11 protein-coding genes are annotated in these 14,245 nt (G+C 42.1%); all 11 read right to left on the reverse strand.

The features are described 5' to 3' along the window. Nucleotides 1-633: 633 nt before the first annotated feature. The 11 genes from F9Y84_RS15495 to nlpI all read right to left on the reverse strand — a co-directional run bounded on the left by F9Y84_RS15495 (nt 634) and on the right by nlpI (nt 14,142). A complete protein-coding gene (locus F9Y84_RS15495; RefSeq protein WP_125252170.1) occupies nt 634-1,491 on the reverse strand; it encodes a tetratricopeptide repeat protein in 858 nt (285 codons plus the stop codon). Between the two features lie 77 nt (nt 1,492-1,568). Then, nucleotides 1,569-3,491 carry a DNA topoisomerase III gene (locus tag F9Y84_RS15500; RefSeq protein WP_147390927.1) on the reverse strand — a complete coding sequence of 641 codons (1,923 nt, stop codon included), beginning with the start codon at nt 3,489-3,491 and terminating at the stop codon, nt 1,569-1,571. A gap of 101 nt (nt 3,492-3,592) precedes the next feature. Further along, nucleotides 3,593-5,707 (reverse strand): methyl-accepting chemotaxis protein, encoded by a 2,115-nt coding sequence (locus F9Y84_RS15505; protein WP_147390928.1) that lies wholly within the window; start codon nt 5,705-5,707, stop codon nt 3,593-3,595. Nucleotides 5,708-6,161: 454 nt separating this feature from the next. After that, entirely contained in the window at nt 6,162-6,488 is a 327-nt protein-coding gene (locus tag F9Y84_RS15510) for a Na+/H+ antiporter subunit G (protein ID WP_147390929.1), read from the reverse strand. Nucleotides 6,489-6,501: 13 nt separating this feature from the next. Beyond that, nucleotides 6,502-6,771: a K+/H+ antiporter subunit F gene (locus F9Y84_RS15515; RefSeq protein WP_010370838.1), complete on the reverse strand. Its 270-nt coding sequence runs from the start codon at nt 6,769-6,771 to the stop codon at nt 6,502-6,504. Next, on the reverse strand, nt 6,765-7,301 hold the full coding sequence (locus F9Y84_RS15520; RefSeq protein WP_125252174.1) for a Na+/H+ antiporter subunit E: 537 nt from the start codon (nt 7,299-7,301) through the stop codon (nt 6,765-6,767). Before F9Y84_RS15520 ends, F9Y84_RS15515 begins: the two co-directional genes overlap by 7 nt. Continuing rightward, a complete protein-coding gene (locus tag F9Y84_RS15525; RefSeq protein WP_147390930.1) occupies nt 7,302-8,816 on the reverse strand; it encodes a monovalent cation/H+ antiporter subunit D in 1,515 nt (504 codons plus the stop codon). Next, nucleotides 8,813-9,154 carry a Na+/H+ antiporter subunit C gene (locus F9Y84_RS15530; protein WP_125252176.1) on the reverse strand — a complete coding sequence of 114 codons (342 nt, stop codon included), beginning with the start codon at nt 9,152-9,154 and terminating at the stop codon, nt 8,813-8,815. Before F9Y84_RS15530 ends, F9Y84_RS15525 begins: the two co-directional genes overlap by 4 nt. Next, nucleotides 9,154-11,946, reverse strand: coding sequence for a monovalent cation/H+ antiporter subunit A (locus F9Y84_RS15535; RefSeq protein WP_125252177.1), 2,793 nt, complete (start codon nt 11,944-11,946; stop codon nt 9,154-9,156). The genes F9Y84_RS15530 and F9Y84_RS15535 overlap by 1 nt, the downstream gene beginning before the upstream one ends. A gap of 203 nt (nt 11,947-12,149) precedes the next feature. Then, nucleotides 12,150-13,277 carry a hypothetical protein gene (locus F9Y84_RS15540; protein ID WP_128732070.1) on the reverse strand — a complete coding sequence of 376 codons (1,128 nt, stop codon included), beginning with the start codon at nt 13,275-13,277 and terminating at the stop codon, nt 12,150-12,152. Continuing rightward, nucleotides 13,255-14,142 carry a lipoprotein NlpI gene (gene nlpI, locus F9Y84_RS15545; protein WP_147390931.1) on the reverse strand — a complete coding sequence of 296 codons (888 nt, stop codon included), beginning with the start codon at nt 14,140-14,142 and terminating at the stop codon, nt 13,255-13,257. The genes F9Y84_RS15540 and nlpI overlap by 23 nt, the downstream gene beginning before the upstream one ends. Nucleotides 14,143-14,245 lie beyond the last annotated feature (103 nt).

Consider the following 14,245-nt stretch of genomic DNA (forward strand, 5'->3'; position numbering starts at 1 on the left):
AGTTTCATGCTCATTGAATTCTGATTTTGATACCTTTCGGTATCGAATTGACTGTGCTGAATAAACTATGTTTATTCTGTTGGTCACTCAGTTCAATTGAGACTCTAAATTTGTTTGCGTCATCTAGTGAACTAGATTCTGCTGTTAGAACTCAACCTGTACGAGTGCCCACACAGATGATTGCTTCATATTGTTAAAGAACATTCCGGTTACCCGGCACGATGACTTATCATCGCTGCGCCGTTAGCGCTGAGGGTTGTGCATTCTAAGCATTTCCCATTTGTTGTCAACACTTAATTTTGATTTTCTTTCGAAGTATTCAAACTCAAGTTTTATTCGACTCCCAACTCGTTGGCTCGTTGCTTTTCAGCGCTGCTCCCCGTGTCGGTGGATGCGCATTATAGGGAGATCCGATTTAAGTGCAACCCTTTTTTAAAGAAAATTGCAAAAAACCCGTCGTTCGAACAAAAAACACACAAAACCTATTAAAATCCATACTAATGAAATGTTTCCTTCATAAAACTGTCACCAATTTCTTTAGAGGGAACATAAGTATTGATCAAATTTGCTAGGATGCAAGATACAACTGAATAATTTTTCAGCTGTATCTCAAGACTCGATTAGCTTCGCTTTTTAGTACAGGAGGCTATATAGCTTTCGACGGTACTGTGAAGCAACACTATCGCCATCTGGAAGTGAAGCGATAATATCTAAAAACCCCTTTTTTGCTTCACCAAAGTTCATGTCTTTCTTAAGTACCACCAGTAAACTTGCCAATGCCTCTTCTGTTTTACCTACATCTAGCTGAGCTTGAGCTAACTGGCAACGTAAGTCCAAAGATTCTGGTTCAGCCACCAATGCTTGCTCTAGGCGTCTTACCTCTGGTGAATCCTGTGCTGCCGTAGCTTGCGCTAGTTTGGCAACTAAATTGTGGTAATAAGGGTCTCGTTCTTCGTCATTAATGGAATCTAACAGAGCCTGCGCTTCATCAAATTTTTTAATTTGTATGCAGATATCGGAAAACACCAATTTGACTCGAGTATTTCTACTATCGATGTCATACGCTTTTTTCGCATACACAAAGGCATTGTTTAGATCATCTTCTGCTAAAAATTGCTTAGCTTGGTCTAGTAATATTAGTTCAGGCGATGGTAAGTGAGCCGACAACGCTTCTTTTATTTCTTCTTCAGTTTTTACACCTGGTAACATATCGACCGGTGCTCCACCTTTTAAAACCACGATGGTAGGTAAAGCTTGTAAGCCAATTTGTTGAGCAAGCTGAGAGGCTAGAGCTTGCTGAACATCACAATCAATAACACCAATCGTGATATGCTCACTATATGTCGCAGCAATTCCCTCTAATATCTGGTCCTGCTGAACACATTCGGGATTTTGGCCACTATAAAATGTCAACAGTAGCACTTTCTCAGGGTTTGGGTCTGTTATTACTTGCTGAATATTTTCAGGGGTAAGTTGGATTTTATTGCTCATGCTCTGTTATCTGTATAAATAGTTAATATGGTTGATATAGTGGCAATATCTGAATTTACAACTACGAGCATAAACAATTATGTAGAGCTTGGCTTTCTCTTTCGAGTAAATTTCCTCTTTTTTCCTCCGCGCTTTTTCAATGCCATTGTCGGTACTTCTTTTAGCGCAGTTATATTTATAGACTGAGCACTATTAATAAAAACACTCAGCTCGTCACGAAGTGGCTGCATAAATTGGTTATAGGAGGTTTCTTTGTTGGCAATCTTTCCAAGCAATGATTCCCAAAGCGCAGTCCTATCTGGTAATGAGAGCGACTCTGGTAAAGTTTGAATAAATGCTTTGCCAAGCGCCGTAGAGTATATCGTTTTACCGTCTCGTCGCAGAAACTGCCTTTTAAATAATAACTCAATGATCCCAGCTCGAGTTGCTTCTGTTCCAAGTCCATCTGTATCTTTCAATACCTTTTTAATTGATTGATCAGATACAAACCGTGCAATGCCTGTCATTGCACCAAGTAGACTTGCTTCAGTGTAATGTTTTGGCGGCTGAGTTTGCTTCTCTTTCACCTCTCCTTTGTCACATAGTAGCTGCTCCCCTATTTGCAACTCTGGTAAAAGACTTTCCTTCTCTGTTTCTGGTTTTTTATATAGAACTTTAAAACCTTTATCTATTACTTGCTTGGCTTGTGCTTTGAATTGGCCTCCACCGATCTCTAATTCAACCTGAGTTTCATTGTAGCGATATGGGTGAAAGAATTGCGCTAAGTATTGTATCGAGATAAGTTGATAAACTTGCAGTTCTTGATAACCAAGCTGCGCACTGCGAAGCTTTTTAGTAGTTGGAATGATCGCGTGATGCGCTTCGACTTTTTTATCATTCCAGCACGCTCCTTTTTTGCTCATGTCTGCTAACTTAACGTATTTGCTTTCCAACCCCTGATTATGTTCTGCCGCGCAAACCACTTGCTCTCTTTCAGCAAAGTGCTCTTTTGGTAGATAACGGTTATCTGATCTGGGGTATGTGATCAGTTTATGTTTCTCATAGAGTGTTTGACAAATATCCAGCACTTGCTGAGCAGATAAACCATAGCGTTTATTTGCATCAATCTGTAAAGAAGAAAGGTTGTAGGGTAATGGTGGATTTATCTTTTTGGGTTTTGTTTCAACTTGCTTTACCGTTGCTTGCTTTTTATTGATCCGAGCAGCGACATTTTCGGCCAAAGCTTTTACCAAGACACGTCCATCTTCATCCATATAAGGCTTACATGCTTCACTTGGCACCCACTTAGCTTCAAAAATTCCCCAATCCGGTTTATTGATGTGTGCAATCACTTCATAAAAGGGTTTAGATACAAAACTCTCAATTTCGAGATCCCTTCTAACAACCAAGCCGAGTACCGGAGTTTGCACTCTGCCAACCGACAAAACAGTATTCACACCCGCTTTTTGCCCAGCCAACGTAAATGCTCTGGTTAGATTCATACCAAAGAGCCAATCGGCTCGAGCTCTTGCAAGCGCAGACACACTTAAAGGGATAAATTCTTGGTTGGAACGTGTTGAGGCCAGTGCCTTTTTCACGGCTTGTGGATTCAAGTCACTGATCAACAAGCGTTGAATCGTTGCTCTTTTTTGCTCTGGCAGCGATACGTATTGAAATACTTCGTCTACAAGCAACTGCCCTTCTCTATCGGGATCTCCTGCATGATATATTTCGTCAGCTTTTGTGAGTAATCGTTTTAATGTAGTAAGCTGCTTTTTTGTTTTAGCTTTTGCTTTAAACTGCCATTGCGCTGGCATGATTGGTAGATCATGAAACTGCCACTTTTTATACTTAGCGTCATAATCTTCAGGCTCAGCTTGCTCAAGTAAGTGGCCAATACACCAAGAAACCACATCACCGTTGGCAAGCTCTATGTATCCATCTTGTTTTTTGTGAGGTTTTGGCAAAACATCTGCAATTGCTCTGCCTAAGGAAGGTTTTTCAGCGATATATAGTTTCATGATTATATTAACTGTATATAGATACAGTTAATATAATCAATTTTTTCGAGAAAGGCCATAACTATCAAGTGACTGCTATAACCTTCCACGATTAGCTTTACTTAAGTTCTCAACAAGTTCAACTGCTTATGCTTTTGCTCAACTATTTGTGTCATAGAACTTGCAGCTAGCTCTACTTCATCCGCAAATTGAGATAGCTCTGCCGCCGCATCTGAGATCCCTGTGGTATTTGTGTTAATTTCCTCCGTAACCATACTTTGCTCCTCTGCTGCTGTCGCTATCTGAGTTACTTCGTTAGAAATGCTGGTAAGCTCTCCTACTAGTGTGCTCATTAACCGCGCTGACTCTTGGCAGTAACTCACTGCGTCTTCGCCTAATTTTACAGAGCTTTCAATTATTCGACCGGAATTTGCAACTTCGCTTTGCAAGTTATCTATAAGCTTACTTATATCATCTGTTGACGCTTGAGTTTTCGATGCCAAAGCTCTAACTTCATCAGCAACAACCGCAAAGCCACGCCCCTGCTCTCCTGCTCTCGCGGCTTCAATTGCCGCATTCAAAGCAAGCAAGTTAGTTTGTTCAGCGATTGCTCTGATCACTTCGAGTATTTTTGAAATATCATCGCTACGTTCCGATACTTTAACCACAGCTTGTTTTGCATCAATAACTTGATCCGCCATTGATTGTACGGTTTCAGTCGTTTTAATAATGCTTTGCTCGCTTTGTTGAACTTGGTCTGCCGCTTGGTTAGTACTGGCTGCCGCCTTCTCGGACGCCCTTGCGACCTCTGAGGCTGTCGCACTTAATTCGTTAATCGCGGTTACAACGCTGTCGATTTCTAAATGCTGATTCGCGACTTTATTTTTGATATTAATAGCAGCTTCTGTAGTGCGATGAGACTGTTCATAAGAAGACTCCGCAAGCCCTTTAAGATCATCAATCATATTTCTGAGCTTTTCGGTAAAGCGATTAAAGCCTTGAGCTAATGCGATAAGCTCTGCATGATGGCTCACTTCTAATTCGTGCGTTAGATCTCCCTCGCTAGATGCTAAGTTCTCTACCCGTTTTTGAATATGAGTCAAAGGACCAATAATCGTGTTAACCAATACAAATGCAATCGCGATCCCTATTGCTGCGATCACCACTCCAATTGTCAGCATCCAGCGTCCTACAGAGTTAGCTGACTCCTCTAATTGACTTTGCAAAGTAGTAGCAGACTCGAGTGCTATCGCTTTTGGTAATTCAATGACCAAAGACCAGGTTGTATTAGGTAACTTGATATTGATTGGCACGGATACAACCAAGTCATTCTCTAAATCTTCAATACCAGATCCTTTGTGTAGCGACTGTAAAACGTCAGCGTGCTCGGTAGTTGTTGACTCGGCCAGTGGACGTGCAAGCTTGTCATAATGACTGGATCCGACCACAAGACCTAAATCACTCAGCAAGGTTACTTTAGCTGCTCCCGAATAAAGCGAGTCAGATAGCTCGTCAACCAGCGTCTGGAAAATAGGCAAATTAACATCCACGCCGACCAAGCCTTTAAATTGACGATTAACAACAACAGGGACTGTAAGCGAGGTCATTAGCATCTCATTGCCCGCTGATATTTCATATAAATATGGCTCCATGATACATGGCGCCACTTTATCTTTTGCACAGAGATACCACTCAGCTTCACGCAAACCAAATTCGTTGATGTTATCAAGGTACTTTGCTTCAGCTGACTCAACTTTTTGTTGCACAGGTCCTGTAGATTCTTGTGTAAAATAAAGCTCCAATGTTCCGGATTTAACGACTGAATGTGAAGCGCCTTCCGTAAAGCGAGTATCATCACCGTCATAACCGTTCGGCTCAAATTGTGCGTACATGGAAGAGACGAACCTATTTTGCTCTAGTGCACCAAATACCACTTCTTGAACTTGCTCTCGACTCAGTGGGTTTTCCTTGGAAGTATGGGACAATATCCCAGCCAAAGTATAGGGGACTCTATAGGCTTCATTAACAAACCCTGATACCCTTTGACCATATTGGTTGGCTTTTGCTACCAACCCTTGAGAAATTTCATCGTATATTGCTTGTTGAACTCCTTTGCTCTGCTTTGCATTTTCCTCCGCTAGATGAAACCACATCGTTGCCACTAATATAACAACTAAACTCGTTACTAATACTGTTACAAAAAATAAGAGTTTGTTTTTAATTGAAGCTTGTTTCATAACATTCCCAATTTTCAGCGTTTACATGCAAACAAATTGCACCATACATTCTTCTTAACTTGATAAAAATAGTTAACCTGAGCGCCGCACAATCAAAGCTTTCTAGTCGCCAGTTTTGTAAAAGCAATGAATTGAACATTTTTACCTGAACCACAAGTTACCCATATGTATTCTTATCGGCAAGTATGAAGTCTTGTTTAACTGTAGCAAAAAATTAATAACGCACCGAGAATTATGCAGCTAAAAATACTACTTATTTGAAAGTAACGTATTGACTAGTAAATAGAAGATACATTTGAAACTGCTAAAGTTTAGCGCAACGCCAAAGGAGAGAAGATAATTTATTTTAGTATGCTCGCCATGGCATTTAGACCAAGAGGCTCCTTTTCAAGCAATCTCTTGGAGTAAATGCCATTGATAGAAGCTGGTGGATGCTAAAAGTAGTGCCTAAGCACTACTTTTTTATTTTATCCTTACCCGTTGTTTTTTCATTACTAGGTAATCTGTGATGAATGGCCGACTTTATCAACATATAGCCTGAAATAGGGGCAGTAAGTAGCAAGAATATAGAAATTAGAATTTCTTTCACACTAATACCATCCGATGTTGTACTAAAATATACAATTGCAGAGGTTAGTAAGCATGCCATCCCTAACGTTGTTGCTTTTGTCGGGCCATGAAGGCGCATAAAAAAGTCAGGCATCTTCACCAGTCCAATTGAACCGACCAGTACAAAGGAACCTCCAAGTAACAATAATATAGAAATAATCCACTCTGACATTCTGTTGCCGCTCCTATTCAATAATGTCGCCACGTAACAAGTATTTACATACAGCTACTGTGCTCACAAAACCCAACATTGCAATCAGCAAGGCCGCTTCAAAGTAAAGTGCGGTCCCCATACTCATGCCGTACAAAATAATCAATGCAATTGTATTGATATACATTGTATCAAGCGCCAAGATCCTATCGGGAATAGATGGCCCGACAACTAACCGCCAAAGGTTCAGTAATAGAGACACACCTATCATAGCGAAGACAATGAGAATTACCGTTTCTAACATTCAAAGATCTCCTTTAGAGGCTTTTCATAGCGCGATTTTATGGTGTCAATCAGTAACTGCTCATCTTTAAGATCAAGTACATGTATCAACAGGTACTTACGTTCTGAATGCTGTTTATCTCCCAGCGACTCAGGCCATGGATATACTTCTGCGCTTACGGTACCCGGCGTTAACGATACCGTGCTGGCTAAAATAGTGATGGGCATCGCTTGGTCAATGTCAAGCGGTACTAATACAAAGCCTGGCTGTAACTTTTTTGTTGGTCCTAAGATTTTTATCGCTACTTCTACATTTGCAGTGATAATGTCGTATAAAACCAGCAGCAAATGAGTAACTGCACGCCAAGGTCTTATTATTAACGGTTGTTTTGTTCTGAAGCGATAGGTGATTAGCGGGATAACTATCGCCAGTATGGTGCCCAAAATAATGTGTCCAGCTGAAACACTGTTATTCAGCAATAGCCACACCAAAAAGAGTAGCAAACTGCGAAACGGCGTAGGTAGCCATTTAAATCGAGCTTCTAATCGCATTTATTTCGCTCCTTTTAACACTGCATTTGTCATGCTAGAAAAGTCATGCAAAGAATTTGCTGCTGAGAGTGCATAGTCAGTCAACGACCCAGCAAAAATGACCATTAATGGAGCACAAGTGATAAGTACAAGCACTGCGACTATTTGCGCTGGATGCACGTTTTCAGCAGAATGTGTATCCGCTTTACCTGTATGATGCCAAAACACTGTACTACCAGCTTTAGAGACACTGACCAAGGCGGCCAAACTGACCAACAAGTACACTCCCCAGAACCAGTAAGTGTGACTCGATTCAAGCGTTGATTTTAAGATCCATACTTTGCCGATGAAGCCTGATAATGGTGGCATACCGATAACAGTAATTGCTGCGATAGCAAAGAAGATACCGAGCAACATGGGTTGAGATACAGGACGACCAGCGGTTATTCTATCTCCGACTTTCCCTCTTTGTTTGCCAATTAAATCGGCGATCAAAAAGAGTGCTGCTGACACTAAGGTTGAGTGCACCAGATAGTAAATTGCGGCGGCGCTACTATTTACTGATTGTACCGCCACTAATGCCACCAAAGTGCCGACAGACACTACTACCAAATTCGCTGACAATTTACGTAAATCTTGACTTGCAAGTACACCTATTCCACCCATGATTATCGTTGCTAATGCAAGCCACCACAGCCACTCTTGCGCCATGTGGCTTAACTCACCTGCCTGGTCTCCAAATACTAAGGTATAAACGCGCATCATCGAATATACGCCCACTTTTGTCATTATGGCGAACAGTGCTGCAACAACCGGCAATGCCGTGGCATAAGTATTAGGTAACCAGAGATGTAGCGGTAACAATGCACCTTTGAGAGCAAATACGACAAGAAGCAGAAGGCCGCCAATTTTTGCAAGATATACATCATCGCCCTGCAAGAAAGTGATCTTATATGCCATATCAGCCATGTTAAGCGTGCCCAGCACACCATACAAAATGCCTAAGGCAATCAAAAACACCGAAGAGCCAACTAAATTTAGAATAACATATTGTAACGAGGCGCGCGTATTGTGCTTGTCGCCTCCATGCATCAGCAAGGCATAGGAAGCAATCAACAAAATTTCAAAAAATACGAATAAATTGAATGCGTCACCAGTTAAAAACGCACCATTTACGCCCATCACTAAAAAATGCAGCAATGGATGGAAGAAGCTGCCTTTTTCATCATCTCCAGCACAGCTATATAGTGAGCAAACGAAACAAAGCAGCGCTGTTAAACTTACCAACAAAGCCGAGAGCTGATCTGCAACTAACACGATGCCAAATGGGGCTTGCCAGTTGCCTATTGCATAAACTTGAATTCCTGTCTGATCCACATGCAGTAAAAGCGACACGCATACTGCAAATGTAACCAATGACATAATTACGGAAACTTTACGTCTAATGTCTACATTTTTTCCACAAGGAGGCATAAGCAGGATCACCCCTGCTAGCATTGGCAATAATACCGGTAAAGAGGTCAAATGTTGGATCATGCTTTACCCTTTTTCTCAGGAACAATGCCATTGACGTGGTCATTCCCCAAATCAGAACGCCCACGGATAGCTAAAATCACTACAAACGCAGTCATCGCAAAACCGATAACGATAGCCGTAAGCACTAAAGCTTGTGGCAATGGATCTGCATAATCACTACTGTAACCAAGCACAGCTGCCTTATTTAATGTTAACCGGCCTGATGCAAACAAGAATAAATTAACGGCATAGGACAACATCGTTAAGCCCAGTACCACAGGGAATGTTCTTGCTCTTAAAATTAAAAATACGCCGCAGGCAACTAACAGGCCTACGCACGATGCGTATAGCAATTCCATTATATATTCACCTCTTCTTTAGGCGCATTTGCCGTTACTTTTCCTAGGCTTGCCAAAATCATTAATGTTGCACCAACCACTGTTATGTAAACACCGAGGTCAAACGCAATCGCGCTGGCAAGTTCAGTTTTACCAACCAGAGGTATATCAAAATAATCAAACCAAGATGTTAAGAATGGGCGGTCAAAGAACCAACTCCCCACACCAGTTGCGAGTGAAATAGCGATACCCGTTGCGATAATCTTTCGATAATTCACATCAAAGCGCTCAGCTATCCAATTTGAGCCATGTGCAATGTACTGCAAAATAAAGGCTATTGCGGTAACAAGCCCTGCGATAAATCCACCACCAGGCAGGTTGTGGCCACGCAAGAAAATATAAACCGACACAAGTAACGCAAGCGGCAATAGGCTTTGTGAGATACTTGCTAGCAATAAAGGATACTTCTCTTTAGCCCAAGGCCTACCCTCACTATCGCTACCAGGCATAAATAGTGGAAGATTAATAAGCAATTTATAAATGCCAAGTGCCGCGATACCTAGTACTGTAATTTCGCCCAGCGTATCAAAACCACGGAAGTCCACTAAGATGACGTTAACAACATTCGTACCGCCACCGCCTACTTTCGCGTTTGCGATAAAGAACTCTGAAATACTATCCAGAGGCCTTGTGATCAACGCATAACTAATGCTCCCGATGATCACACCAATGGCTGAAGCTATCCCTAAATCACGTAACACTCGAATAGAGCTAGACTCTTTTGGCGTCCTTTGTGGTAAGAAGAATAACGCCAGCATTAGTAGAATTATAGTTACGACCTCTACTGTTAACTGAGTTAAGGCTAGATCAGGAGCTGAGAAACGCGTAAAGGCAACCGATACCATTAAACCAACGACAGAAATCATTAATAGTGCGACCATACGAGTACGGTGCCAAATCACGGTTCCTATCGCACCAATCATTAATAACCCTGCACCAATCGCATTGTGAACATCAATGGGCGTTGGCTCCATATTTCCAACCAGCTGCGACATTTCAAATAATGGCCAACCAGCACTTACTAGCACTACAATGAACATCAGCATTAAGTAACGTTGAAGTGAGCCATTTTCAATTGCGTTGATGCGTGCACGGCTCCATGAAACGATGTTGTACATGGTACGCTCAAAGACTTTTTTGGCATTCATCGGTGGCAGTGAAGCTTGGAATTGAAATAGATATTTACGTTGTGTGTAAATGAATAAGCCACCGCAAACAGCTAAGCCACTCATTAATAAAGGCAGATTAAAACCATGCCAGATTGCAATCTCAAACACGGGCGCGGCTTCGCCAAGTACAGCACTTGATGCCGTTTTCAACATTCCGTCCACAACAAAATTTGGGAACATACCAACAATCAAGCACAATGCCACAAGTATTTCGATTGGAAAACGCATATACCTTGGCGCTTCATGTGGCTCTTTTGGTAAGTCAATAGGTTCACCGTTAAAGAAAACATCGTGAATAAACCGTGCTGAATATGCCACCGAAAACGCACCCGCAACTGTCGCCAAGATAGGTATCAACCAAGACATTGAACCAAGCAATTGCTGATGTAGCGTTTCAGCAAAGAACATCTCTTTGGATAGGAAGCCATTCAATAAAGGAACTCCCGCCATAGCCGATGCCGCAACCATCGCCAACGTCGCAGTATATGGCATAAATCGCCACATACCATTGAGCTTACGCATATCACGAGTACCAGTCTCGTGATCGATGATTCCGGTAGCCATAAATAGCGATGCTTTAAATGTCGCGTGATTAATGATGTGGAATACCGCTGCAACTGTTGCAAGCTCAGTGTCTAAGCCGAGCAACAAAGTGATTAAGCCCAGGTGGCTAATCGTTGAAAACGCCAGAAGGCCTTTTAGATCATGTTTAAATAACGCAATATAGGCACCAACGAGCAGCGTTGCTAAGCCAGTTAAGCCTACGAGAATAAACCACAGCTCTGTACCCGCTAGCGCAGGATAAAAACGTGCTAGTAAGAATATACCTGCTTTTACCATAGTTGCAGAATGTAAATAGGCACTGACAGGTGTTGGCGCAGCCATCGCGTGTGGCAACCAAAAGTGAAATGGGAACTGCGCTGATTTTGTGAACGCACCGAGTAACACAAGGATCAAAGCAACTTCATACAAAGCATGTGATTGAATAAGCTCTCTGCTGGACAAGATAACATCAAGGTTATAGCTTCCAACAATATCACCGATGAGCATAAGGCCCGCAAGCAGTGCTAATCCGCCGCCGCCAGTAATCGCCAGTGCCATCTTCGCACCCTTACGCGCTTCAGATTTATGCCACCAATAGCTAATAAGTAAAAATGAGCTAATACTGGTAAGCTCCCAAAAGAGCCACAACTGCAACACATTATTGGACATTACAATACCAAGCATAGCTGTCATAAAGAGCATCAGATAAGCATACAGCTTGGGCATTGAGTCGTTGGCGCTTAGGTAATATCTGGCATAAAAGATAACCAGCATACCAATACCTAAGATCATAAAGACAAACAACAGTGCCAAGCCATCGAGTCTGAAGGCAATGTTGATATCGAGAAGCGGAACCCATTCGAATGTCGATCGAATAGTTTCTCCTGCAAAAACAGCAGGCGCATGGTCAATAGCGAGTAAAAGTGCCAATGCTGGCGCTACTAAGGTTATAGCAGTTGACTGATTACGAGAGAGCTTTCCCGTGAATGCAGAGATAAAACTGCCAATTAAGGATAGCAAGGGTATCCAAAATAAAGTCATAGATGAAACCTTTTATTTGCGTCGTTATGGCTCGTTTCGGTTAACATGCTGATGCGCCCTCCAAGTTGGAGCAATCGGTACACGTTCACCACACGTACATGAACCCTGTTATACTTGATTAGTGTTTGAGTTGTCTAGGGTTTCACTTTCTAGCTGATGCTATTTTAGACAACCTTAACAAACTATTCAGAATAAATTCAAAATTATTCGGCAGAATTAACCGCTAAGTTATCTTTGGAACGCTGTGAATTCAGCACTAAGAGCCATTTCTTACGGTAGGTTTCATTTAATTTGATTGATTGATATTCAAGTAAAGAATGTACTTTAGATGGCTTGTATGACGGCAATTTACCATGCTCGCACGTGCGACTGGGCACCCAATTGTTTGGTGCTTGTTCACCAACGTAAAGATTTGGTGCCTTATGGCCTGAATTGGCGCATAACCATTTTGCCTTTTCAGTGGCGACAGGGTATTCATCCTCAAAACCGCTAAAGTGCATCAGCTCATGAATAAACGTGTTATAGGTACTATCAGGCGTTAAAGTCATCGTGTGATGACGTACATTAGCTAAACCATCACGAGCCATTAATACCAGATGGTCATAATGTGCAAAAGTATCGCTATTTTGCAATTTACATGTCGCAAAGCCGCGGTATTTCTCGCAGTTTAACTTTTCAGCAACATAAATCGGTCTTGATAGGCAATATACTCCCCTCTTTGGCTCTGGCCTTAGCTCGAAAGCACGCTTTAGCACCTGCAGATGATGCAGCCCCTTAAGATCACTGGCAATAAGTGCTAACGTAAACTGGCAAGATTGTGATCCCCATTGCATTTGAGAACTTAGTTGAAATGGCGCTAAAAGTGCACTTTGTGAAAATGAGCTAACTGGCTTACCGCGCCAAACTTGCAGCAAAGTAGTATATTCCTCGCTCAATGTGTAACGAGTCGACAGCGCTTGTAATGTGTCAAAAGCCCCCTGCTTCACGATGTCGTGCAGCAGTGCCTGTCGTTGTGTTTGACTAAAACGCCCCCAAGCATCTAACAGAAAAAGCTCCGCTTTAATCATTTGACTAGCATCAAGTATTCTTTTAAGACGCTCAAATTCCCAATTAGGCTGCTGCAATCTCGCGATTGTGTTGAGTAATTTATCCGTTGCATGTTCTGGTGCGAGCTTGAACCTTGAGGCAATCTGAAAGTAGCTGGTGGGATTCGCCACTATGAGGCCAGATTGCTGCTCAGGCGACAGGTGTGCAAAGTTAGGGCTGCTAGAAACAAGCAGCCCTAATAAAATTGTTGATAGAAGAAAGTTAACTAGCGTCTGGTTCTTCATCTAAGCGAGCAAGCAAGTCAAGCTCTAAACGAGCATATTTATGCTCAACAAACTCAAAAACATTAGTCGCAAGCGCAAGTTTGAAATAATTAATGGCTGAAGCGATATCTCCTGTCGCCTGAGCTTGCTTTGCCAAATAAAAATAGGCCTCACACAAACGTTGTGCATATTCTTCTTGTGTACTTACACCTTCAGCAATTTGCGCCAAAAACTGTGGCTCAGACAAGGTGCCTAGATAAAGCTCCACGAGTTGAGAAGACCATTCATTTGGATCCAGTGACTCGCTATTCGCCGACAATGTTTGTTTTGCAAGCTCGGGATCCACTTGAGACTGAGCTAAGTACAACCACATTATCCGATATGCGTCTTTGGGCGCCCGTGCTAAAAATGCCTTAAAGTCTTGTACTGCTAATGCTGGTCTTTCGCCATAATATAGTGCAATACCTCGATTCAGGTAGGCGTACTCATGCTGTTCATCAAGCTCCAACACCGCATCAAACATTTCGTAGGCACGACCATAGTTTTGCTCTAACGTCTGGTGAATACCCAAAAAGTTATACACCTCAGCCAAGTCGGGTTTAAGTTGCACTGCACGGTTAAAATCGATACGCGCAAGTGTCTGTAACCCTATGCTATCGTATAGCATGCCCCTGTTATAAAGTAGCTGAGCACGCTGTTCTACCGCCATATCAGGCTGTAACAGTAGCTCGTTGAATCGAGCAATGGCAATTTCATTTCGAAAATTTGCCTGAAGTGGTACTGCAAGCGGAACATTTACAATGTTTTTAGTGGCCTCTGGCGGTGTGCTTTTACATCCAACCAGCCCTAATAGCATCAATGGCACAACTATATTCGCTAACTTCATTTCCTTCCTCATTCAATGGCATTCGCCCGTTTAGAGTTGCTATATCGGTTTGCTTAATTAAATTTTATATTTTAAAGCGATAAAATATTGCCAATAAAACCGC

Origin of the sequence: Pseudoalteromonas peptidolytica (assembly GCF_012641745.1) — a bacterium.
In the GTDB taxonomy this organism is placed as follows: domain Bacteria; phylum Pseudomonadota; class Gammaproteobacteria; order Enterobacterales; family Alteromonadaceae; genus Pseudoalteromonas; species Pseudoalteromonas peptidolytica.